Below are 26331 nucleotides of genomic sequence, written 5' to 3' on the forward strand. Positions count from 1 at the left end.
TTTAGATTTGAGCAGTAATAAGAAAGTAGAGCAGATATTTACTTATTTGCATAGTATTAAAAATATCAATGATAAGCGAATAAGAAATATAAATGAATATGAGGAAGTATTCTTTGAATCTCATATATTAGATATAGATGGTTGTAATGTTATTAACAGTGAAAATAGAGATGAATGGTTGGAGATAAATAAAAATACTAAGGATATATACAATAAATTTTCTAAAATATATTTAAAATTACAGAAAAATAGTGAAAATTTAGAAGTTATATATGCTCATGGATTATTAATTGGACAAGTTGAAGATGTTAAAATAATGCATCCTATTTTTACTACAAAAATGGATTTGAGTTTTAATGATAAAAATAGTGTATTCTCATTAAAACCTTATAATAACTTAACTAACATAGAACTCGATATCTTAAGTGGTTTTGAGGCTTTTCCATTACAAAAAATAATTGAAGCTACTTCACAAATAAATTCTCTAGGTATAGATGCTAGAAATAAAGATGAAGTAACTGAGGCAATTGATAAAATTATAGATATTTTAGATATACAAAATAATAGTAATGATTATAAAAAACTAGATTCTTTATTAGATATGGAAGAAACTGGAGATGTAATTTTTTATGATGAACCTGTTATAATCTTTAGAAAAGTTGATACAAGACTGTGGAATATGGAATTAAACTCTATGCTTGAGGAGATAAGAAAGGGTTATAAGATTCCTAAGACTATAGAAGCGTTAGTTAATAATGAAAAACTTGAAATAGATGAAGTTACAGTAGAAAAATGGAAAGAGATAGGTGAAGATTTATTATTTCCACTACCATATAATGAAGATCAAAAAGAAATAACAAAGAGATTATCAGAAAATTTTGGAGTGGTAGTACAAGGGCCTCCAGGTACAGGCAAGAGTCATACTATAGTAAATTTAATTTGTCATCTTTTAGCTCATGGTAAGAGAGTATTAGTTACAAGTCAAACAGATAGAGCACTTAAAGTATTAAATAACAAGATACCAGAAGAAATTCGATCTCTTTGTATGAGTATATTAGGTGATGATGCAAAGGCTATGGAAGATTTAGATGATGCAGTACGCAAAATTACTGAAAATTTATCTTTAGACACTACTGAACTTAAAAAACAATTTAAACTTCTAAAATTTAAATTAAAACAGTGTAAGGATAATCAGGATAGAATTTATGAAAGTTTAAGAAAGATAGAGTATAGTGAAAATCATAATGTTACCTATAATAATGAAAATTATACTTTAATGGATATGGCAAAGTACATAAGAGAAAATAGCAAAGAACTAAGCTATATAGACGATAGTCTTTCTATAAAGGACAAATCTCCTTTAACCAATGAAGAATTTGAAGAATTTTTAGAGCTATTGGAAATATATTCTTTAATAGAGGTAGAGAACTATGAAAATACTAAAGAATATATGGACAAACTTCCTGAATTAATAGAGTTGGTAGAAAAAATAGATAAATATAGAGAGCTTTTAAGTGATATTTATATCCATAGAAAAGTTGTAAGTCAGTGGAGTGATAAGGAAGTTACCAGTTATTCTAATAACCATTTATTAAATTTATTAGATGAAGCCTATAAAAATATAGAAGAAATTGAGAATACTTATGTTTATACTATAATGAAAAATTATTATTGTAGTAAAGTTAAAGGAGATATATGGACAGAATTTATAGAGCACTGTGGAGATACTTTAAAAGAAGTTTCAAGATTAAAAAGTGAGCTTAATAAGCATAAAGTTCAACTTCCTGAAAATGTTGATATGAATAATTTCAAAAAGGACTTTGAAATAGTGGAAAAGGTTCTTAGAGAAAAAGGTAAGATAGGTGCTATCTTTAAATTACTTCATGGAAATGTTAAATATATATTAGACAGTGTGAAGATTGATTATGAACCTATATCTACACTGGAACATGCTGAAGTTATAAATAATTATATAAAATTATATAAATTAGAGCGTGATCTTAAAAATTATTATAATAATACTATGAAAGAGTATGGAGGAAGAATAATAACCCCTACTGATGTGAATTTCAATAGTATTATAGAAGATGCTATTGAAAAGATAACTATGGTGATTGAATGGGAAAACAATTATAAAGATAAAATTTTAGGGTTACTTAAAGCTAAACATTTTAATAGAGAAATAAATTTCTATGAAAAAGAGAGCTATAGCTATATTAAAGATTCTCTTCTTAGCTTAAAGGCAATTAAAGAATTTGAGGATTTAGCAGAGTACTTAGATGATAATATTAAAGCATTAAGAAAATATAATTGTTTTGAGGAGCTTGCAGATAAAATAGAAGAAAATAACAGTAGTTTTGTATTAAAATATTATGAGCGTATAAGTTATTTAAATAAAAGCTCTCAAGATATAGAAAAGTTAATGAAGTTTAGAGATATGCTTATGGATAGTTGCCCTAAATTTACAAAATACATTTTAGTTCATCAAAGAGAAACCTTAAAATCAAACTTTAAAAACTTTGAAGGGGCTTTTAAACATAAAGTATGGAACGATTATATAACTACAGAGCTTGATGTTGATATTAAAAGTTTAGAAAGAGCGCTTTATGAAGAAAAGGCAATTGAAGATAAGCTAGTTAAAGAAATAGTTTGTAAGCAAAGTTGGTATAATCAAATATTGAGAACTACTGAATTACAGAAGAGAAGTTTGTTTACTTGGATGGAAGCTATAAAAAGAATAGGTAAGGGTACTGGTACCCAAGCGGTTAAATACAGAAAAATTGCTCAAAGAGAAATGGAAAATTGTAAAGATGTTATTCCTGTATGGATAATGCCTATAAACAGAGTTATTGAGAACTTAAAGATAAATGAAAATTTATTTGATGTTATAATAGTAGATGAAAGTAGTCAAAGTGACATTACTGCATTAACTGCATTGATGAGAGCAGAAAGAGCAGTAATAGTTGGTGATGAAAAACAAATAAGTCCAGAAGCAATAGGCAAGGATAGCTCAATGGTAGAAAAATTAATTGAAACTCATCTTAAAGGAATTCCACATGCAGAGTGGTTTGATTTAAAAACAAGTTTATATAATACAGCATTAAGAATTTTCCCTAACAGGCTAATTTTAAAGGAGCATTTTAGAAGTGTTGATGAGATTATAGGATTCAGTAATAAACTATGTTATTCTAATGAAATTGTACCTCTAAGATGTGGCAAAAACGATAATCCATTAGAACAGCCTATAGTTACTGTTAAAGTAGAAGAAGCTTTTAGAGATGAAAGTAAGGCCATAAATATAAAAGAAGCCTATGCTATAGTGGATAAGATTATTGAATGCTGTAATGATTCTAAATATGAAAATATGACCATGGGAGTAGTATCTCTCTTAGGAGATGCACAAGCAGAGTTCATTGAAAATCTTATAATTGAGAAACTAGGTATTGAAGAAATGGTTAAGAGGAGAATAGTTTGTGGAGATGCTTATTCATTCCAAGGGGATGAAAGAGACGTAATGTTCTTATCTTTTGTTATAGCGGATAATGTAAAATATGGAGTGCTTTCTAAGGATTCAGATATAAGAAGATTTAATGTTGCAGCAAGTAGGGCGAGAAATCAAATGTGGTTATTCCACTCTATAGAGCTCGAGGATTTAAATCCTAAGGGAGTAAGACATAACTTATTAGAATATGCTATGGAGTATGAAGAATGTACTACTAAAAGAGAAGAAACTGGACACTATATTCTTACAACCTTCGAAGAAGATGTGTTAAAGGAGCTTAAGGATCTCAATATAGAGGTAATTCCTAAAGTTAAAGTAGGTAAATACGAAATAGATTTTGTAATAAAGGCTAAACATAAAATTGCTATTGAATGTTTAGGTTCGAGAAGAGAAGAAAAATATTCATGGAAAGAATCTTTCGAACGCCAACATACTCTAGAAAGGGTAGGTTGGAGATTTTATAAGATTAGAAGTAGCGAATTTTACTTAAATCCTAAAGAAACTATAAAAAGACTATATGATTCTGTAAGTTAATACAAAAGTGCTAATAATTAGTATAAATTATTAGCACTTTTTATATATTTAAACTTTTTATCAAATCTGCAATATATTTTAAATATATTGCATTTAGCAGTTTTAATTATGGAATATGTATTATGAATTGATTATTATTAGGGGGGCAATAATATTATATATATAGATAAACTATTTTAAAAATTAATGTATAGCTGAATATAGTTACACTCTTAAGTATTTCGATTCACAATGCAAAATTCACAATTATGGTGGAAATTAATTCTTTATGAATTAATTTCTTAAACTAATTTTTACTAGCAATATATTGCTAGTTCTTTATAAGAAGTGATTATATCACTTCAAAAATGAATAATTTTAAATTTCTCAGCTTTTGCTGAGAAATTTCCACAATTGTGAATTGTGAACTGTGAATTGTAAATTCAGTAGTTTAACTATAATACTAAAAAATATCAATTATTTTCATATATATTAATTTTAGATCTGGTATATCTATAGTAAATATATTTAGTTCTTAAAAAGTGCTTTATAATTAAGATGAGTATTGGAATTTAAAAGGATATAACTGGCAAAAGACTTAAAAGGTTAAGAATATATAGGCACTATGGCTGATATTGGAAATTAATTTTAAAAAAGTTGTATCATTAAAAGCAATAATTAATATTGCGAAAGGATAACTAAAAGGATTAGAATAAATCATATATAGATATGATACTTAAAATTTTAATGTAAATATAATGAAGAAAAACGAGTAAGAATATACTTGCTTTTCTTTAATTTAGAAATAAAGGAGCTTCAAGATATGAATAATAGGGAAGACATACTATGGTTAATGTTTAAGAATAGTGATGGAGAAAAGATTAAAGTTGGAGAACTTGTAAAGAAAAAATCTAAATTTTACTTTAAATATGATGTTGAAGGCGTAAAAAAAGCAATGGATTATGGATTTACACCACTTCCAAACCTACCTAGAATAAATTCAGAGTATTTTAGAGAAGAAATGTTTAGAACTTTTGCTGATAGGGTAGAAGCAAGGTTATTAAATGATGAAGAAATCTTTGACTTAATAAAAACTACAGGTGCAAAGCTTGATGAGGATGAATTAGAGTTTTTTAATCCTGAAATAAAAGAAGAAGTTGAAGAAACTGAAGAGAAAGTAGAATAGTTTAAAATAATATTTTGTGGAAAATATGCAATATTTTGACGGTTTTTCATATACTGATATAAGAAACATGTACTACAATGTGTACATGTTTCTTTTCTCTATGGAAATTGATACCTTTATTTTTAAGCAAGGCATGTTTAAAAGGTAATTAACCAGTATACTAAAATATTCATTATACTTTTGAATAGTTATTTTAGAGATCTATATAGTAAATAAAGTTTAGTAACGGTTTTTTAATATAGCTTTTTATTAATTAAAATTAGGAGGAAATATGCTATATAAAGAAAAGTATAATTTATGGTTGAATTCTAATTCAGTAGATGAAAAAACAAAATTTGAGCTTAAAGCCATTGATGAAAATGAAATAAAAGATAGATTTTACAAGGATTTAGATTTTGGCACTGGAGGATTAAGGGGAATTATAGGGGCAGGTACTAATAGATTAAATATTTATACTATAGGCAAGGTAACAGAAGGTTTAAGCAATTATCTAACAAAAAAATATAAAGAAAATATTTCTATAGCTATAGCATATGATTCAAGGCATATGTCTTATGAATTCTCAGAGTTTGCAGCCAGAGTTTTTTGTGGAAATAATATAAAGGTATATATATTTGATACTTTAACTTCAACACCTATTCTTTCTTATGCTGTTAGGGAATTAAATTGTAAAGCGGGTATAGTTATAACTGCTTCTCACAATCCTAAAGAATACAACGGTTATAAAGTTTATAATGAAAGTGGAGTTCAGATAACTGATAAAGCAGCAGAAGAAATTCTATACCATATTAGTTTAATTAAAGATTTTGATGATATAAAAAAGATTTCAAAGAATGAGGCTTTAAACAAAGGGTTATTAAATTATATTGGAGAAGATATATATTCTTCTTATTTACAAAAGGTTAAAAATGTAACTATAAGAAAGCAATTAATAAAAGAAAATAGTAGAGAATTAAATATTATTTATACTCCGCTGCATGGTGCAGGAAATGTTCCTATTAGAAGGTTATTTAAGGAACTAGGTTATAAAAATACTTTTGTAGTTAAAGATCAGGAAAAACCTGATGGAAATTTTCCAACGGCACCTTATCCTAATCCAGAGAATCCCAAGGTTTTTAATATAGCCTTAGAATTAGCTAAAGATATTAACCCTGATGTTATATTAGGGACAGACCCTGATTGTGATAGGATAGGTGTTATGGCTAAATACCATACAGGAGAATATAAACTATTAACAGGGAATGAATTAGGAACACTTTTAAGTCATTATATTTTAACCTCATTAAGAGAAATAAATGAGATTCCTTCTAATGGGGTAATAATTAAAACCATTGTAACTACGGACATGGTTAAACCTATAGGTGAAGAATTTGAAGTAGAAATTTTAGAAGTTCTTACAGGCTTTAAATATATAGGTGAGCTTATCGAGGAATTAAAGATTAAAAAATTTATTTTTGGCTTTGAAGAAAGTTATGGATATTTATGTGGAGATTTTGTAAGAGACAAAGATGGAATAATTGGGGCAATACTTGTATGTGAGATGGCACTTTATTATAAAACTAAAGGTATATCATTATATGAAGCCTTAACAAAGCTTTATGAAGAGTATGGATATTATAAAGAAGAATTAATATCTTTAGAGTTTAATGGAATTGAAGGAGTAAATAAAATTAATAATATAATGAATTCTTTTAGGAAAGATATAACTCGCATAAGTAAATACAATGTAAAAGAAATTGAAGACTATAAATTAGGATTTGTTAAGACTTTAGAGAATAATAGTATAAAAAATATAAATTTACCTAAATCAAATGTTATCAAGTTTATATTGGAGGATGGCTCTTGGATTGTTATAAGACCTTCTGGTACAGAACCTAAGATAAAAATTTATATATCAGCTAGAGGAAATTCTCTTAAATCTTGTGAAGAAAAATTGAGTAACTTAAAACAATATGTAATGAATAAGTTAGAGTGAATAAGAGATATAAGCTAATAGTTGAAAATAAATTTTGTACTTTAGAAATTAAAAATGCGTTTTAGCATTTATAAATTTTTTTTGATTCTACCTAATATATAAAAAACGTNNACGTTTTTTATATATTAGGTAGGATTTATGAAATGAAATTTTTATTCTTAATACTTTGAATAGTATTCATAATCATTATGTATATAGTTTGTATTGTTACTATCAATAGATAGGTCTTCGTGAAATTCATTTAAATATACATTAGCATTAAAATCACAATTGCATTGATTTTCCACAGGTAAATAATGATAAGCCCAATCTCTTACCGTATCGTTTTTTTCATAAGTTAATTCAATATCATAGGAGATACTATGAAAATTATTATGGTTTTCAGATTCTAATGGATAAACTAAAGGAATGGATTTTTTCTTCATGAGAAAACCTCCTTAATACTCTTTATAACTATATATTGTTCAAAATATAAAGAATTTATGTATAAGGCTTAAAATTTTGTAGAAAAGGGTTTAAAGCACAAAAGTAGAATATAGGTATAAAAGTTATAGAATAATCTTGTTTAAACTAAGCCTTATAGTTTAGTTTATTTTTTTAAATTATAAAATTAAATTCTCCATTATTTTTTATAATGGATTTTACCAGATAGGATTTAAGGGGTTTAATTATGAGTAAGAATAATTTATTTAAAAAATTTTTATCATTTTCTATTGGAAGCTGGATAGCTATTATAATAGGGATTGTTCAATCAATGATTGTCACAAGACTTATAAAAACTTACGATTTAGGTGTTTTTAAAATGTTTGAAATGTATACAAGCTTTGCTATGGCTTGTATTATTTGTGGTACTGACAGTGCTTTTATTAGATTTTTTTATGATGAGGGTGAAAATCATAGAAAGAATTTACTTTTTAACTGTTTAAAAATACCGTTTATAGTTAATTTTATTTCTATTTTATTCTTAATTATATTTGGAAATGCGGTTAGTTCATATGTATTTGAAGGAAATAAAAAAGGGGTAATATTATTAGCGCTACATACTACTTTTTTAATGCTTAATAGATTCTCCACCACTATAATTAGAATGAAACAAAAGGGAAAAACATTTTCGGCATTAATAGTAGCACAGAAAATTTCAAATTTAATTTTTATAATAGTTTATAGTATTAGCTATGGAAGTAATTCTATGACCTTACCATATGCAGCTTTTTTCTCAAATTTAGTAGTAACACTTATTGCTATATCAGTAGAATTAGAAATATGGAATCCTTTCACTTTAAAAAAGCATCAGAATGATAAAATTCAAAAAGAAATTTTGAATTATGGCGTTCCATTAGCTTTTACAACATTAATATCAATTTTATTTCAAATGACAGATACAGGAACTATAGAGTATTTTTGTGGAAAATCAGAAGTTGGAGTTTATGCTTCAGCAGGATTTGTTATAACAATAATTGATATAGTTAAAAATTCTTTTTCTACATTTTGGACACCTGTGGCTTTTGAAAAATATAAAAATGAACCGGAAAATGTAAAATTTTTCGAGAACATGAATCAAATTATAACCATAGTCATGTTTTTAGGAGGAATACTCTTAATACTTTTTAGAGATTTAATAATACTTATTCTTGGTCCAGAATATAGAGTAGCAAGATTTATTATTCCATTTTTAACACTTATGCCAATAATGTACGCCATATCTGAAACAACTGTTATAGGAATTAATTTTCTTAAAAATCCTAAAGCTCATATTCATATTTCAGTAGTGTGCTTTGTATTAAACTTAATAGGAAACATTATATTAGTTCCTATCTATGGAGGAAAGGGAGCGGCTATTTCTACAGGGCTTTCTAACATTATATTTTTTATAATGAGAACTTCCATTTCGTTAAAATATTTTAAAGTAAATTATCACTTAAAGAAATTTTCAATTATAACATTGGCATTTACATCTTATGTACTATATGCAACTTTTAATAAGGTTAATATGATTTATATATTTATAGGAATTGGAGAGCTTTTATTATTATATATACTTTATAAAGATTATATAAATAGGGGAATATCAATATTTATTAAAAAGTATATTAAGAAATAGTTTATATATACTACAGCAAAATTAAAAACATCTTAATTTATTATATGAAAGATTAAGATGCTTTAACTAATTGAGAATTGATAGTTGACAATTATGGACATTTCTCAATTACACTGAGAAATTTAGAATTAAATTCAACCTCAAATGTCAATTGTCCTCGTCAATTCTCCATTGACAAAGTTGTTAATTAAAATATTTAAAGGCATAGCTATACTTAGATATACAATAACTTTTTAACCATTATGACTATATGTTAAGGGAACTAAAATATTGACATAATAATATAGAAGTATAAAATAAAGTTATATGTCTTTTAAGACAACTATAAAGAGAACGTTAAATGAAGGAGAACTATTATGAAGAAGGATAGTTTGATAAGTAAGTTTTTATCTTTTTCCATTGGAAGTTGGATTAGCATTCTTATAGCAGTTGTAACAACTCCTATAACTACTAGACTTTTATCACCAGAGGAATTTGGTAAATTTTCAATGTTTGAGTTATACACAAATATAACAATGGCTTTTATAATTTGTGGAATAGACCAAGCCTTTGTTAGATTTTTTTATGAAGAGAAAGAGGAGGACAGAAAGAACTTACTCTTTAGTTGTTTAAAAATTCCTTTTATACTAAATATAGCTTCTATATTGATATTAGTTTTATTTGGCAAACAAATATCTAACTATTTATTTGGAGAATATAGTATAAGAATAATTATATTATTAATAGTACATACAACATTTCTAATACTTAATAGATTTGCAACTATGCTAATTAGAATGCAGCAAAAGGGAAAAACATATTCTGCGCTTTTAATAGCACAGAAAGTTTCAAATTTAATATTTATACTTCTATCAGCAGGATTTTTTAACAGAGATTTTAGAACACTAGCTTATGCAGCCTTTTTCTCTAATCTTGTAGTTACATTGGTGGGGGTAGTGGTAGAACTTAATTATTGGAACATATTTACTTTAAATAAAAAAGATTATAAGAGAAGGCAAAAAGAAATATTAGAATATGGAATACCATTGCTATTTACTTTTGTAATCACTTGGCTCTTCCAATCAGCAGATAAGATAGCCATTAAACATTTTAATGACTTGAATGAAGTTGGAATATATGGATCAGCTTTTAAAATTATTTCTATATTAAATATAATTCAAAGTTCTTTTACAACATTTTGGGTACCAGTAGCCTTTGAACGCTATGAAAAAGACCCAAATGATACGAAGTTTTTTGAGAAAATGAATTTATTAATAACCGTGACAATGATGCTTGGAGGTATACTTTTAATATTATTTAGAGATTTAATAATATTATTACTTGGTAAAGAATATAGAAGTGCTATTTTCTTAATTCCATTTTTAAGTTTTATGCCAATAATGTACACAATATCTGAAACTACTGTTATGGGAATTAATTTCCTTAAAAATCCTAGATCACATATATATATTGCAGCAGTATCATGCATAGCTAATATAATAGGTAATATTATATTAGTACCTATATATGGTGCAAAGGGTGCAGCTATTTCAACAGGAATTTCTTATATAATATTCTTTGCTATGAGAACTTTCATATCTTTAAAGCATTTTAAAGTTAATTATCATATAAAGGAATTCTCTATAATGACCGTAGCATTAACACTCTATGTATTGTACTCAACTTTTATGGAAGTTAACTTAGTTTATATACTTATAGGAATAGGTGAAATCATTCTGTTAATGGTTGTATATAAGGATTATTTAGGAGAAGGACTAAAAAAACTCAAATTAAAATTGAAAAAAAATTAAAAGTACTTGAAAAAAATTTAAAATAGATATAGAATAGTATGTAAGAAAAAAATAATAAAAAAATAATAACACTTATTAAGAGTGGTGGAGGGACTGGCCCTATGAAACCCGGCAACCAGTACATTATGTACATTGGTGCTAAATCCTGCAACGTTATGTTGAGAGATGAGGATACTTTGGTATATCAAGCCCGAGGATTTCCTCGGGCTTTAATTTATTTATTCGCGAATAATGTTTATTATACAATATTTACTATTTTTATATAATATTTATTATCTAATATATAAGATAAAACAACTAATTAAGATACAATATCTATTTCCTGCTAGTAAGATATAAAATTCGACTTAAGTTTGAGTTATTACTATATTCTAATGAAATAATAAAATGAAAACTGTAGTGATACATTCACAAGTCAATTTTTGAAGATACTAAATAAGTATCTTAGAATATAAGCAACTAATTATAGTAATTAGTAATTTATATCTAGAACTTTATTGATTTCTTTTATGATAGAAAAAAGTTTTTAGTAATATTAAAAATTATTCTTAATTATGAAATAGATATAGTGTATAGCAAATTATGTACTAAAAAAAGGGGTGATACTTTTGATAGAAATTTTGTCAGTAGAAAAAAGCTTCGGAGACTTAAAAGTACTGAAGGATATAAATTTAAAGATAAATAGAGGAGAAATATTTGGCATAGTTGGTCATAGTGGTGTAGGTAAGTCTACATTACTAAGATGTCTAAATAAACTAGAGAAGTATGATAGTGGCATTATAAAAATAGAAAATAGAGAAATAAATAACTTGCAAGGCAAGGAACTAAGAGAATTTAGAAAAAATTTAGGAATGATTTTTCAAAATTTTTCTCTTCTTGAAAGGAAAACTGTATTTGAAAATATTGCGTTACCATTAGAATGTTGGGGATTTGATAAAAATTATATAAAGTCAAAAGTTTTAGAATTATTAAAGGTAGTTAATTTAGAAGATAAAGTTAATTCTAAACCTAAAGAGCTTAGTGGAGGACAAAAACAAAGAGTAGCAATAGCTAGGGCATTAGCTTTAGATCCGCATATACTTTTATGTGATGAAGCAACTTCTGCATTGGATCCAAAAACAACTAAGGATATACTAAATCTTCTTAGAGAGATCAATGAAAGACTTAACATAACTATAATTATAGTTACTCATCAAATGGAAGTAATAAGAGAAGCTTGTAATAGGGTTGCAATTATGGAAAGTGGAGAAATAGTAGAGATGGGAGAGGTTGAAGAGCTTTTTATAAAGCCGCCTAAAGCTTTAAAAAGATTGATAGGAGAAGAAGAAATTGTTCCAGCTAGTGGAGTAAATATAAAAATATTTTTTCCTAAAGAAGCATCTAATGAAAGCATTATAACTTCTATGGCAAGAGAGTTAAATATTGATATGTCTATAGTGTGGGGAAAGCTTGAAAGATTTAGAGACGATGTGCTAGGAAGTCTCGTAATTAATATTGATAATTGTAATAAAGAAAAAGTCATTGATTATCTTTCAACTAGAAATATATCTTGGGAGGTGATTAATAATGAGTAGTGAGATTATAACCTTACTAAAGGATATATTATTAAAAGGTTTTTTAGAGACTTTATATATGGTATTTTGGTCTACAATATTTGCTGTAATATTGGGGTTTTTATTAGCATTAGTATTGACAGTTACTAATAGAGATGGATTAAAGCCTAATAGATTAATATATAAAGCTCTAGATGTGGTTATAAATATTTTAAGATCATTTCCTTTTATAATATTAATAATAGCCATAATTCCTTTGACTAAAGTTTTAACAGGATCAATAATTGGTGAAAAAGCAGCGATTGTACCTTTAACTATAGGAGCAGCACCTTTTGTCGCAAGGGTAGTAGAGTCAGCATTAAATGAGGTAGATAAATCATTGATAGAAGCAGCCAAATCCTTTGGAGCCAGCAACTTTCAAATATTATTTAAAGTAATAGTAAAGGAAGCTATGCCTTCTATAATATCAGCTATAACTTTAACTACAATCACTATCATAGGATATTCAGCAATGGCTGGTGCAGTAGGGGCAGGAGGATTAGGATCTGTTGCCATAATGTATGGATACAACATGTTTAATGAAAAGGTAATGATATATACGATTATTGTATTAATACTTTTAGTACAATGCATTCAATCCTTTGGAAATATAGTTTATAAGAAATTGAAATAATAGGGAGGTAATTTAAATGAAAAAAATTTTAACAATAATATTGAGTGTTTTATTAGTCTTTACATTAGGAGCATGTGGGAAAAAAGCTGATAGTAAAAAATTAACAGTAGGTGCAACAGCAGTACCTCATGCAGAAATATTAGAGGAAGTTAAACCAATATTAAAAGAAAAAGGATATGAGCTTGAAATTAAAGTTTTTTCCGACTATGTATTACCTAACAGAGCAGTAGAAGATGGTGAGCTGGACGCAAACTTTTTTCAACATATTCCATATCTCGAAGAATTTAATAAGAATCACAAAACTAATATAGTTGCCTTAAATAAAGTTCATTTAGAGCCATTAGGATTATATTCAAAGAAAATAAAAAACTTAGATGAATTAAAAGACGGTATAACTATAACAATACCAAATGATCCTACTAATGGATCAAGAGCATTGAAGTTGTTAGAGGAAAATAAAATTATAAAACTTCAAAACAAAGATTTAGTTTCTAAATTAGATATAGTAGAAAATCCTAAGAATATAAAGATACAAGAAATAGATGCACCTCAACTTTCAAGAACTTTAGATGATGTGGAAGCTTCTATAATTAATACAAATTATGCACTGCAAGCTAATTTAAATCCTACTAAAGATGCTATAGTAATTGAAGATAAGGAATCACCTTATGCTAATATAATAGCAGTTAAAAGTGGAAATGAAGATAAAGAGGATATAAAAGCTCTATGTGAAGCTATAGCTTCAGAAAAAATTAAAAAATTTATAGAAGAAAAATATAATGGAAGTATAATACCTTCATTTTAAGGAATCTTATAATGTATTGATGCAAAGGGGCTGTTTTAGAATTAATNNATTAATTCTAAAACAGCCCCTTCAAATTTTTTTTGGTTTAAATCTCATATTTATTTAACTTTTTTAATATGTAATTTAGAGTTAAATTTAGTAAATAAGCTTATTAAATTGTATATTTTGAATAATTTTCAATAAAGTAAGATGAATTTATAATAATTACTTTTGAATATTAAAAAATAATTACATAAGAAGGAAAAAAATGAACAATATAGAATATATAGATACAAAGCAGAAAGCGAGGGAAAAATAATATGAAAAAATCTAGATACAATTTTTTCTTTGATTTTGAAAGAGATGAGAAAAAAGTAGTGGCGTATAACGCTAGAACTAATTCATTAGCTTTGATGGATAAGAAAGATTTAAATAAATTTTTAGATTTTGAGAAAGAAAAAAATAGCATTAGTGAAGAATTACTTAATGATTTGGAATATGGGGGATTTATTGTACAGAATGATTATGATGAACTAAAAGAAATAAGATATTCATTATTTAAAAGTAGATTTGGGACAACTTCACTAGGACTTACTATAGCGCCTACATTAAATTGTAATTTTGGATGTGTGTATTGCTATGAAAAAAATAGTAGAAATACTACTGTAATGGATGAAGATATACAGAAACAAATAATAGAATTAATAAAACAACATTCATCAAGTATACATACTTTATCAATTGTTTGGTATGGAGGGGAACCTCTTTTAGCGATGGATGTGATTGAAAAGATGTCTAAAGAGATAATTAAGATTTGTGAAGAAAAGAATATTACTTATATTGGGCAGATGATTAGCAATGGATTTGGTATAACAGAAGATATTGCTAAGAAATTAAAGGAATGTAATATTTTATCTATGCAGATAACGTTAGATGGACCAAAAGATACCCATGATAAGAGAAGATTTCTTTTAGGTGGACAAGGAACTTATGACAAAATAATTTCTAATTTAGATATTATTAAAAAGTACATCAATAGAATATCTGTAAGAATAAATGTAGATAGGGAAAATGAAGAAAAAGTGGAGGAAGTTCTTAAAGAAATAAATCATATTAATACTGAAAATAATATTTTAGTATATCTAGGATTTGTGGAACCAACCAATAATTGCTATGAAAATAAGAAATGTTTAAGTAGACAAGCTTTTTCAGAAGCACAACTTAAATTTGCGGATAAACTTGTAAAATATGGATTTGAAGAAGATACTCCAATAAGATACCCTTCGTTAGTTCACAATTATTGTGGTGCAGATATGATAAATAGCTATGTTATAGACCCTAAAGGATATTTATATAAATGCTGGAGTGATATAGGAATGGAAAATTTAAGCATAGGTAGCTTAAATGAAGAAAAGGCAAATGCTAATAATATATTTAAATATCTTTTATATGATGCTAGTGAAGATGTAAGATGTAAAGATTGTAATATACTACCTATATGCATGGGTGGATGCCCAAGATATAGAATAGATGAATTTGATTCTATTAGGTGTTCAGAATATAAATATGTATTAGAAGATTACTTAAAGAAGGCTGCTAACCATTACTTATCAGTAGCCAATGATTCATAGTTCTTGCTAATCTTTTAATGATTTATAAGAACTGCAAGATGTAAAATTTATTGTTGGCATTGTTCATTGTATTTCCTTTTAAAGTAATCTTATCATGATTAGAGGGAAAACAATGTCCATATAAATCAATAAAACTTAAATTAGGAGAGGAGGAAATAAAATGAAATATTTAGTAAGCCCAAAAAACATGAAGATATTTGCATCAAGTCCTGGCCCATGTTGCCCAACATTTTGCTGGGGAAAACTATGTAGTGGTGCTAAAGCTGAACCATGCTAAAAAAATAGAGACTATTTAAAAGATTAACAAGTTTAGTAATTAATTATTTATAGTAAAAATATAAGGGGGAAAATAAAATGAAATATTTAGTAAACCCAAAAAATATGAAGATATTTACATCAAGTCCTGGTCCATGTTGTCCAACCTTTTGTTGGGGAAAATTATGCAGCGGTGCTAAAGCTGAACCATGCTAAAAACTACTAATTATTCATTTTCTAATAAAAAATTATTATTAAATATTTTCTAGAATTATATTATTTTAATCGTTTTTTATTAATTTGCACTAATAAAAAAGGAGGAGAAAATATAATGAAATATTTAGTAAAATCTATAAACAAAAATATATTTGCGATAAGTGATGATGACAGTTGTTGTCGGAGTTTCTGTTGGGGAAAATTATGTTCTCCAAAACGTAAACCAATTTGCTAAGGACATAAATGGTTATCATGGCTCTATCTTATTGGCATGCAATTCTAATGGTAAATATGCAAACATTGTTTGCATATTTACTTTTTAAAAATATAATTAAAGGATAGTGTATGTTTTATTATTTATTAAAATAGTATCTCATAATATATTTTTATTTGAAGTGGCAGATGGAATTATAAATTTATGAATTCATTGAATGAGATACCTTATATGAAAAGTCATAGCTTTAATAAAAAGAAGGGATAGTTAATACTATCCCTTTAAATGTTAGAAAAAAGCCAATTATTTTAGAATATGATACCACACAATAGGAATCCAACAGTTATTATTAATCCTGAATATATAAGGTCAACTATACAATATCCCATTATATCTTTAGCACCTAGTCCAGCTATTCCTAGAGCTGGAAGTGCCCAGAAAGGTTGTATCATATTTGTCCATGCGTCACCCCATGCAATGGACATAGAAGTTATTGCTGGAGATACTCCTAAAGCTTGACCAGCAGGTAGCATAATAGGAGCTTGAACCGCCCATTGTCCGCCTCCAGAAGGAACAAAGAAGTTAACTATACCTGCACTTAGGAAAGAAAATACAGGGAAAGTAACTCTATTTGAAATTGAAACAAAGCCGGTTGAAATTAATCCAGCAACTGAAACACCAGATGAGTTTGCTCCAATCATCATTCCAGTAAGTCCAGCATAGAATGGGAATTGTAGTAAAATACCGGAAGCACCTTTTGCAGCATCTGATATAGCAGCTACATAATTTTTAGGTGTTTTATGAAGTAAAATTCCTAAAAATAAGAATATAGTATTAACAATATCAAGATTTAAATTAAATCCATTTTCTATAAAGTAATAAATTATATAAGAAAAACCAAGCAAACACAAAATTATTGAAATTACAGGACTATTTTCAATTTTATCAGCAGGAGTCATGTCAACAGTGCTGGCAGCCTCAACCTTAGCTTCTTCTAATAAAGAAGGATCAATAAGTACTGTTTCCTTTTCGCTAGGATGCATTGCTCTATTTACCAAAGGTAAGGTTAAAAATAAAACGATTACAATTCCAAGCATAACAGGATTAAAAATAGTTTCACTAGTAGGTATAGGAGCATCAATTACTCCTTGAGTAAGTTTTTTTACAGCCTCTCCACCGCCAGCAACTGTTAATGGAATTGATCCAGAAAGTCCTGCATGCCAAACTAAAAAGCCAGAGTAAGCAGAAGCAATAAGTAAACGATAGTCTACTTTTTTTACAACTTTAGCAATTTCTTTTGCAAATATTGCTCCTATAACAAGACCAAAGCCCCAATTTATCCAACAAGCTAACAAAGATACCATGGTAACAGTTATAATTGCTTGAAAAGGTGTTTTGGGAATTCGTGCTAGTCTTTTAAGCAGTCTGTTAAATGCAGGTGCATTAGCTAAAGCATGTCCAAGTACAAGTACTAAAGCCATTTGCATTGAGAAGGCAAGTAAGGTCCAGAAACCATTACCCCAATGTTTTACCATATCTAACGGACTTTGTTTAGTTAAGAATATTCCTAGGATGAAAACAATGAAAGTAAGTGCGGAAGCAAAGATAAATGGATCAGGTAAATACTTCTGTACTAACTTAACACAACCGTTAGTAAATTTTTTAAACATAAATATCCCCCCTATAATATGATTTTGATAACTAGTTCATATAGATTATAACTCTTTGTTAACTTATTATCAATATACAGATTACATAAAGAATGTAAGTATTTAGGATATAATGTATTTAATTGATGAATAAACATATATTATTGCTATATAATAAAATTTTGCTATGAAACTTATTCCAGTACAAGAATATATATTGTAATTAGGATATTTTAATAAATTAATTTATTATGAAATACCAATTATAAAAATTAATATTATTAATAAATAAATTAATAATATTAATTTATTTCCTGATTATAATTAAAATATTTAAAATATATATTGAAAAATATAAAATGTATAGTATAATTAAATTATAAAACAACAAATGGAAGTGATTACTATGTACAAACTTATAAGTAAATGTCCGGTATGTGCTTCTAACCTTAAAATCACAAGATTAAAATGTAACACATGCAATACAGTAATAGAAAATGAATTTGATTTACCAGCTATAAACTATTTGAATGATGAACAAATACATTTTATGGAGGTATTTTTAAAGTGTAGGGGAAGTATTAAAGATGTTGAGAAAGAATTAAAAATATCTTATCCAACAGTAAGAGCAAAACTTGATGATGTAGTAGAAGCATTAGGATACAAATTAGCTAGAAAGAATGATAGCAATGATGACATATTAAATATGTTAGAGCTAGGAGAAATTACAGCAGAGCAGGCAATAGAAATGTTAAAAAAATAATTAGGTAAGGCATCTTCAAAAAATAATATACCAGTATGTTAGCCTATTTTCTATCACACTACGTTGTCAGAACCCGCACATAGTGCCACTATGAGCAGAACCTGACGCCTTGTCTAATATAAAATAAGCTAACATCTTTGGCTTATTATTTTCTTTCAGATGCCTAATTGGGGAGGGTTAATTATGAATGAAGAAGTATTAAGAATTACAAAAATGATTTCTGAAAACAAAATTACTGCTGAGGAGGGGGCTAAGCTTATTCAATCACTTAATAATGATAAAAGTGAAGTTATTATTCAAAATAAAGTTGATAAATTTAATAAGTTTGATAAATTGGAAAAAAGCTTAAAAATCAAAGTTACTTCTCAGAAAGACAACAGTGATAAGGTAAATATGAGTATACCTTTAAAGGTAATTAAAGCTTTTGGAAATTCTATAAAAAACATACCACAGTTACAAGAAAATGGTGTAGATGTAGGTATGATTATGGAGGCTATAGATTCAGGGTTAGAAGGCACTATTGTCGATATAAAAAGTGGAGATGGAGATATAGTGCAGGTTTATATAGAATGATAAAAATTAAAATTCAGCATAGTGAAAAGAAGAAAATAACTATTTATTGTCCTTATTGGTTATTGAGCGTTGCACTTAGTGATTTTTGTAGGAAGAAATTATTAAATAAAATAGCATGTAAGAACGTTGAATTTATAGAAAATTTAGAGAAAAATGATGTAAAAAGTTTCGTAAAGATACTGAAAGAATATAGAGGAGTAAATATTATTGATATTTCAAGTAAAAATGGAGAAAAAATAAAAATCAATTTATAAGAAAAAACTACTGTAATATTTTAGTTATATTACAGTAGCTTTTTATATTTTGATTATAAATTTTTGAAAATACAGTTAATTAGAATATTCAAACTAAAGAATAAGATAAAGATACAACCTTTATATATCTTAAAATATAAAATAATATTACCTTTTATGCAGTATTGGTAGTATGCATAATGTAGTATTTAATATGCCATAATACCTTAAAATTTTGAATTAAATGTACTACTAATTTACATTTAATCTAATTTATAGTACAATTAATTTATTTTTAATATAATTTATATTTTTAAAATTTTTTTGACAATAAAATGGATTGACTGGGGCAAAGTCATATGATAATATTCTAATATCAGCAATGGCTTTTGTATAAATTTGTCGAAAATTCGTACAAGCTATTAAGTAATGGATTACATTTAAGAATGTTTAATCTATTCAAACAAAAAAATAAAATATTAGGAGGTAATTATGGCTGAAAAGAAAAGAAAAAGTTTGTTTCAAAAATTTCTTGACGGTGTAGAAAAAGCTGGAAATGCACTGCCGCACCCAGTAACAATCTTCTTTATATTATGTGTTATTGTTATGATAATATCGCATATTTGCTATAAAGCTGGAGTTACTGTTAATTTCACAAAAATTGATAACAAAACTTTTGAAGTTAAAGACACAGTAGTTAGTGTAGTTAGCTTATTGACACCAGATGGAATAAGATACATGTTTGAAAATGCTGTTACTAACTTTACAGGATTTGCTCCATTAGGAACAGTACTAGTTGCAATGCTAGGAGTTGGAGTTGCAGAAGGTACAGGACTTATATCAACATTAATTAGAAAATTAGTTTTATCGACTCCAAAAAGTTTAATAACAGCAGTTGTTGTATTTGCAGGTATAATGTCAAACGTAGCATCAGATGCAGGATACATAGTTTTAATACCATTAGGCGCCTTAATATTTGCAAGTTTTAAAAGAAATCCACTTGCAGGTATTGCAGCTGCTTTTGCAGGGGTTTCTGGAGGATTTAGCGCTAACTTAGTTATAGGAACTATTGATCCATTATTAGGTGGTATAAGTACGGAAGCTGCTAAAATGATAGATCCAACTTATACAGTAGGACCAATNNGACCAATGGCAAACTGGGCATTTATGTTTGTATCTACATTCTTAATCACAATATTAGGTACATTAGTAACTGAGAAAATTGTTGAGCCAAGACTTGGTGAATACAAAGGAAACTCAGCGGAAATAAAACTAGATAAGATAAGTAAAGAAGAAAAAAGAGGACTTTTATTTGCTGGAATTGCATTCCTATTATTTATAGGAGCATTATGTTTATTATTAATACCAGCTAACGGTATATTAAGAAATCCTGAAACAGGAGAAATTCTTGGACACTCTCCATTTATGAATGGAATAGTATTTGTAATAATGCTATTTTTCTTCATACCAGCAGTTGCATATGGTATAGGTTCAGGAACAATAAAAAATGATAAACAAATTGTAAGTGCTATGTCTAAAGCAATGGCAAGCATGGGTGGATATTTGGTACTTGCTTTCATGGCTTCTCAATTTATAGCTTACTTTAACTATACTCAATTAGGTACAGTATTAGCAGTAAAAGGAGCAACATTCTTGGAAGCATTAAACTTTAAAGGTCTACCATTAATAGTTGCCTTTGTATTATTATCAGGATTCATAAATCTGTTTATGGGTTCAGCTTCTGCTAAATGGGCAATTATGGCGCCAGTATTTGTACCAATGTTTATGAAACTTGGTTTCTCTCCAGAGTTAACTCAAGTTGCATATAGAATAGGAGACTCATCAACAAACATTATATCACCGCTTATGAGTTACTTTGCGTTCATAGTAACAACAGCTCAAATGTATGATGAAGAGTCAGGAATAGGTACATTAATATCTATGATGCTTCCATATACATTAATATTCTTATTAGGATGGACAGCATTATTAATAGGTTGGTACCTACTAGGATTTAACTTAGGACCAGGAGCACCATTATTCTTTTAATAAAAACTAAAGGCACTATAAAGTGCCTTTTTCTTTTAAATAAGATATACCATATATAAATGTACCAGTTCTAAAATTATGTGAAAAAATTAATGCTTTTTAGTGTTATAATTTAAACTGCTGAATTCACAATTGTGGATATTTCTCAGCGGAAGCTGAGAAATTTAGAATTGATTAACTGTAGCGACGAACAGTGTTCGCTCCTACAAAAAATCTATTTAAAGAAATTAATTTATAAAATTAATTTCAACCTTAATTGTGCATTGTGAATTTTGAATTGTGTATTATTTTAAGTTGTTGATTAAAATATTTAATTTTACAGTAAAATGGAGGATGTTATGATAAATAGAGATAGAATAGTAAATGAGTTTTTAAAATATGTTCAAATTGACAGTGAAACTAAAAATGAAAAACAGTTTGCAGATTTTATAGCAACTGAGCTTAGAGAAATTGGATTAGAAGTGACAATAGATGATGCAGGGGAAAAAGTAGGTTCAAATACTGGAAACGTCATAGCTAAGCTTACAGGAACAAAAGAGGTAGAACCAATATTATTCAGCTGTCACTTGGATACAGTATCTCCGGGAAATGGTGTAAAACCTGTTATAAAGGATGATGTTATATATAGTGATGGAACAACTATATTAGGTGGAGATGATAAGGCAGGAATAGCTGCTGTAGTTGAAGCGTTAAGAGTTATAAAAGAAAACAATATAGAACATGGACCAATTGAAATAGCATTTACAATCTATGAGGAAGGTGGACTATTTGGTTCTAAAAATTTAGATTATAGTAAGCTAAATTCTAAACTAGGATTTGTGCTTGATAGTGGTGGAGAGCCAGGAAAAATTATAGTTAAAGGACCTGCTCAAGATAAAATAACAGCAGTAGTAAAAGGAAAACCTGCTCATGCTGGTGTTTGTCCAGAAGAAGGAATAAGTGCTATAGAAGTGGCTTCCCATGCTATAAGTAATATGAAATTACTTAGAATTGATGAAGATACAACTGCTAATATAGGTTCAATGATTGCAGATGGCCCTACAAATATAGTATCACCAGAATTAACTATAAAGGCTGAAGCTAGAAGTTTAGTTAATGAAAAATTAGATAAACAATCAGAACATATGGTTAAATGCTTAAAAGATGCTGCAGAAAAATTTGGTGCAGAAGTTGATATAGATGTACAAAGAATGTATGGTGCATTTTCTGTAGAGGAAAGTGATAGAATAGTTGAGATTGTAAAAAATGCTTCTAATAGCTTAGGATTTCCAATATCAATTGCTGCTACAGGCGGTGGAAGTGATACAAATGTATTAAATGCCAATGGAATAAAAGCAGTAAACTTAGGAATAGGGGAAAGAAAACCTCATACATTAGAAGAGCATTTACACATAAAAGATTTGATAGATTCCACTAAATTAATTATAGAGATAATAAAGTCTATATAAGGCATCTTTAAAAAAATAATAAACCAGTATATTATCCTATTTTTCATCATACTGCGTCACCAGAGCTCCATGATAGCTAGACTATCATGAAGACCTGTTTCATTGTCTGATGCAAAATTTTAACTAGCTATTTTATTTCATATGCCTAAAATATACTAATATATTTGGTTTATTATTTTCTTTCACATGCCTAAATAAAAAATCTTAGAGAGTTTTTCTCTAAGATTTTTTACTTTAAACTTCAGCAATTACTCTACAACAAAGTCCTGACATGCCTTCTATATTTATTGGGTAGGTATGAACCTTAAATTCTTTATTTGTTGTTTCTTTTAACAGTATTTCTAAATTATCAAGATTTTCGATAACAAATACATTATTATCAGCACAATATTGGTCTATTTTTACATGCTCAGAAGGTTTTCTTATTCCTGCTGTATCTATACCAATTATACTTACTTTCTTATCAAGAAGGTATTGAATTAGCTTTTCAGATAGCTCAGGATAGTCTTTAAAATATTCCTTTGTACCATATCCTTTTTCTTTTAAAGATCCTGTATAAAACATTACAAAATTATTTTCTTTTATTGATGTTATATCTATATCGTCTAGCTCTATTTCTCTATCCTTAATATGACTTACATCAAATACTTTTCCATTTCTTTCAGTGTTATCCAATGAGAATTCTTTATCCATAACATCAAAATGAGTTCCTATATGACCTAATATTGTCATTTTTTTGTTTTCTGAAGCTTCATTCCAAAGCTTATTCCACATGTCCTTACTTATTTTAACTGTTAAATCAATCTTCATATATATCTAACTCCTTAATTTTATTTTCTAAATGATGATTAAACTCTTCTAAGAATTTAATTATAATATCTTGTTCTTCTTCTCTTATTTGCTGAAAAAATTCTAAATCTCTTTTTTCATAATTTTTATGTGCTTTTTCATGTTTTATATAGATTTCTTTTCCAAGGTCAGTGAGCGCAAAATATATTTCTTTTTTATTGTCTGGCTTTTGATATTTTGTTATTACCTTTTGCTCCAGCATTCTTTTAGTCATTTTACTAATAGCTCCCCTTGTCATATCTAGAGCTTCTGATAATTTAGTAACATTGGGATCCTCTATTTTTCCTATTAAATCAATACAGTGTACTTCTGAAAGGCGAAAATCATTGAAGTATCCATAAGTGTCTGTAAGCTTACCTAATAAATCTTGTTTTTCATATACTTGTTTAAAATTATGGAAAAGAACATGTGACTTATTAATAATATTACCTCCTTTTATTTTAAAAAAGGTTTCCTAGGAAACAATTTAAGTATATATGCTTTTTGTTTCCTTGTCAACAAAAAAGTTATAAATATAAATAAAAAATAATTCAATTAGTTAATTATATTGAAATAATTAACTAATTGAATAAGAATTATAGATTAAAAATCTCATTAAGGTTTTATTATTATAAAAAAAATTATAACTTTATATGGAATAAAATATAAATTTATCCGTTATTATCACAAAAAAACAGAAGATATCATAGTATGAAATTAAGCAATATGTAAAGGTGATATTTTGTTGTACGCATTAATTCTGGCAGGTGGAAAAGGAACAAGATTGTATCCCTTATCAAGAGCTAATAATCCCAAGCAGTTTTTAAAAACTGTAAACAATAAGAGTTTTTTAAGAAATACTGTAGATAGAATTAAGCCAATAGTAAGTAAAGAAAATATCTTTGTTGTTACAAATCAAGAATATATTGATAAGATATATGAAGAATTGCCTGAAATAAGTAAGGAGAATGTATTTCTAGAACCGGCGAATAAAGAAACTGCAACTTGTATAGGATTGTCTGCTGTTAAATTGTTAAAGAAAGATAAAGATGCTGTTATGGTGGTATTGCCATCAGATCACTATATAGAAGGTGAAAAGCAGTTTATCGATACTTTAAATCAGGCTATTGAGATAGCAGAAAAAAAGAGAGGATTGGTTACTATAGGTGTAAATCCTACAAGACCAGAAACTGGTTATGGATACATTGAAATGGGTAAACCTATAGGGGGAAATATTCCAACCTTCAAAGTTGAAAGATTTACTGAAAAACCTAATATTGAAGTTGCTAAGGATTTTTTATTAAAAGGAACCTATCTTTGGAATAGCGGTATGTTTGTATGGAGGGCAGATGTATATTTAAGAGAAATGGAAAAATATCTTCCTAAGATGCATAGCTGTATAACGGAGATTTATATGCATATAGGTGAAGAATATGAGGAGGATATTATTAAAGAACAATATAACCTTATAGACGGAATATCTGTAGATTTTGGAATAATGCAGAAGACTCGTAAGGCTTATGTGATAAAATGTGAATTTACTTGGGATGACATAGGAAGCTTTGCAGCACTTACGAGATTTTTAAAGTGCTATAGAGGAAATAGTATATCTGGACCAGCTTTTTTGAATAGTAGTGAAAACTGTTCTGTATTTGGAGGTAAAAATTTAATTATTGGCTTTGGGCTTAAGGACTTAGTTATTGTAGATGCTGGGGATGTTATATTGGTAATGGACAAATCTAAAGATCAAGAAATAAAGCATTTATTAAATGAAATTAAAGAAGAAGAGGATTTAAGGGGATTCTTATAAAAATATATATGAGTAATTTTATGATAAAATAAAGGGTAAGGAATTAAGAATTACAGAAACTTCTCAAGTATATTGAGAAGTTTAAGATATTTTAAGAAAAGTGACGAAGTCACTTTTCTTTTTTATAATAAATTTTGTAAAGTCAATAAAGTAATATTTATAGTTTATTTTTAAAAGGATGTAGTACTTTTATAATTTTTATTTGATTTATCTATTAATTTTAGTTATGATTTTGAATAGTGATTTATAATTTTAATATAAAAATATAAACTTGTAAATTATAATGTATAAGTAATTATATATAGTTCATTTTAATTTATAAAGTTATACCAAATGGCCAGTAGGAATTATAAATATTTTAAAGTATAAGCTATTAAAATTGGTATTATATATAAAATAATAATGTATTTTAAACTATAAATTTTTGTATACATAAAAGTTAGTTAAGATAATTTACTGTATTTTAGAAACAGTTTAGCTATCAGTAAATTCTATAGATGTAATATAAGATAAAATTAGCTATATTGACTAATTATTTTTTTAGAATGCTTATTATAAATTACACTGTTAAAGGAGATGTAATAG

General features: G+C 27.3%; 19 protein-coding genes and 1 riboswitch. Of the genes, 15 read left to right on the forward strand and 4 right to left on the reverse strand.

Features of this window, described 5'->3' with window-relative positions; translation table 11 throughout:
* The first annotated feature begins 7 nt into the window (after positions 1–7).
* From B3603_RS08375 to B3603_RS08385, 3 genes are all read left to right on the forward strand, one after another.
* Positions 8–4036, forward strand: coding sequence for an AAA domain-containing protein (locus tag B3603_RS08375; protein WP_291563226.1), 4029 nt, complete (start codon positions 8–10; stop codon positions 4034–4036).
* Positions 4037–4838: 802 nt separating this feature from the next.
* Entirely contained in the window at positions 4839–5201 is a 363-nt protein-coding gene (locus tag B3603_RS08380) for a hypothetical protein (protein WP_291563230.1), read from the forward strand.
* A 271-nt stretch (positions 5202–5472) separates the two neighbouring features.
* Positions 5473–7176: a phospho-sugar mutase gene (locus B3603_RS08385; RefSeq protein ID WP_291563233.1), complete on the forward strand. Its 1704-nt coding sequence runs from the start codon at positions 5473–5475 to the stop codon at positions 7174–7176.
* A gap of 158 nt (positions 7177–7334) precedes the next feature.
* Here the strand turns inward: B3603_RS08385 and B3603_RS08390 are convergent, their stop codons facing one another.
* Positions 7335–7601, reverse strand: coding sequence for a hypothetical protein (locus tag B3603_RS08390; RefSeq protein ID WP_291563236.1), 267 nt, complete (start codon positions 7599–7601; stop codon positions 7335–7337).
* 245 nt (positions 7602–7846) lie between these two features.
* On the opposite strand from B3603_RS08390, the gene B3603_RS08395 reads away from it, so the two are divergent.
* From B3603_RS08395 to B3603_RS08420, 6 genes are all read left to right on the forward strand, one after another.
* Positions 7847–9277, forward strand: a complete 1431-nt coding sequence (locus B3603_RS08395) for a lipopolysaccharide biosynthesis protein (RefSeq protein ID WP_291563239.1) — start codon at positions 7847–7849, stop codon at positions 9275–9277.
* A gap of 356 nt (positions 9278–9633) precedes the next feature.
* The gene (locus B3603_RS08400) at positions 9634–11067 is read left to right on the forward strand and encodes a lipopolysaccharide biosynthesis protein (protein ID WP_291563242.1); all 1434 of its coding nucleotides are present in this window, start codon (positions 9634–9636) and stop codon (positions 11065–11067) included.
* A 69-nt stretch (positions 11068–11136) separates the two neighbouring features.
* A riboswitch (SAM riboswitch) is annotated at positions 11137–11239 on the forward strand.
* Between the two features lie 436 nt (positions 11240–11675).
* Positions 11676–12641 carry a methionine ABC transporter ATP-binding protein gene (locus tag B3603_RS08405; protein ID WP_291563245.1) on the forward strand — a complete coding sequence of 322 codons (966 nt, stop codon included), beginning with the start codon at positions 11676–11678 and terminating at the stop codon, positions 12639–12641.
* Complete coding sequence (locus tag B3603_RS08410) at positions 12634–13293, forward strand: methionine ABC transporter permease (RefSeq protein ID WP_291563248.1); 660 nt, start codon at positions 12634–12636, stop codon at positions 13291–13293. Before B3603_RS08405 ends, B3603_RS08410 begins: the two co-directional genes overlap by 8 nt.
* Before the next feature lie 16 nt (positions 13294–13309).
* On the forward strand, positions 13310–14098 hold the full coding sequence (locus tag B3603_RS08415) for a MetQ/NlpA family ABC transporter substrate-binding protein (RefSeq protein WP_291563251.1): 789 nt from the start codon (positions 13310–13312) through the stop codon (positions 14096–14098).
* A 299-nt stretch (positions 14099–14397) separates the two neighbouring features.
* Entirely contained in the window at positions 14398–15708 is a 1311-nt protein-coding gene (locus B3603_RS08420) for a radical SAM/SPASM domain-containing protein (protein WP_291563253.1), read from the forward strand.
* Between the two features lie 993 nt (positions 15709–16701).
* Here B3603_RS08420 and B3603_RS08425 read toward each other — a convergent pair.
* Positions 16702–18063 (reverse strand): TIGR00366 family protein, encoded by a 1362-nt coding sequence (locus B3603_RS08425; protein ID WP_291563256.1) that lies wholly within the window; start codon positions 18061–18063, stop codon positions 16702–16704.
* Positions 18064–18448: 385 nt separating this feature from the next.
* Between B3603_RS08425 and B3603_RS08430 the strand changes: the two genes are divergently transcribed.
* From B3603_RS08430 to B3603_RS08450, 5 genes are all read left to right on the forward strand, one after another.
* Entirely contained in the window at positions 18449–18805 is a 357-nt protein-coding gene (locus tag B3603_RS08430; RefSeq protein ID WP_039635092.1) for a DUF2089 domain-containing protein, read from the forward strand.
* A gap of 183 nt (positions 18806–18988) precedes the next feature.
* Complete coding sequence (locus B3603_RS08435) at positions 18989–19378, forward strand: hypothetical protein (RefSeq protein WP_291563259.1); 390 nt, start codon at positions 18989–18991, stop codon at positions 19376–19378.
* A complete protein-coding gene (locus B3603_RS08440) occupies positions 19375–19632 on the forward strand; it encodes a hypothetical protein (RefSeq protein WP_291563261.1) in 258 nt (85 codons plus the stop codon). Before B3603_RS08435 ends, B3603_RS08440 begins: the two co-directional genes overlap by 4 nt.
* A gap of 471 nt (positions 19633–20103) precedes the next feature.
* On the forward strand, positions 20104–21660 hold the full coding sequence (locus tag B3603_RS08445) for an AbgT family transporter (protein WP_291563264.1): 1557 nt from the start codon (positions 20104–20106) through the stop codon (positions 21658–21660).
* A 338-nt stretch (positions 21661–21998) separates the two neighbouring features.
* Positions 21999–23108 (forward strand): M20/M25/M40 family metallo-hydrolase, encoded by a 1110-nt coding sequence (locus tag B3603_RS08450; RefSeq protein WP_291563267.1) that lies wholly within the window; start codon positions 21999–22001, stop codon positions 23106–23108.
* Positions 23109–23342: 234 nt separating this feature from the next.
* Here B3603_RS08450 and B3603_RS08455 read toward each other — a convergent pair whose 3' ends face one another.
* Complete coding sequence (locus B3603_RS08455; protein WP_291563270.1) at positions 23343–23918, reverse strand: cyclase family protein; 576 nt, start codon at positions 23916–23918, stop codon at positions 23343–23345.
* The gene (locus tag B3603_RS08460; RefSeq protein ID WP_349676802.1) at positions 23908–24396 is read right to left on the reverse strand and encodes a MarR family transcriptional regulator; all 489 of its coding nucleotides are present in this window, start codon (positions 24394–24396) and stop codon (positions 23908–23910) included. Before B3603_RS08460 ends, B3603_RS08455 begins: the two co-directional genes overlap by 11 nt.
* A gap of 282 nt (positions 24397–24678) precedes the next feature.
* Between B3603_RS08460 and B3603_RS08465 the strand changes: the two genes are divergently transcribed.
* Entirely contained in the window at positions 24679–25746 is a 1068-nt protein-coding gene (locus B3603_RS08465; RefSeq protein ID WP_291563273.1) for a mannose-1-phosphate guanylyltransferase, read from the forward strand.
* Positions 25747–26331 lie beyond the last annotated feature (585 nt).

It is taken from the genome of Clostridium sp. UBA2485 (assembly GCF_002341865.1).
GTDB lineage: Bacteria > Bacillota > Clostridia > Clostridiales > Clostridiaceae > Clostridium_J.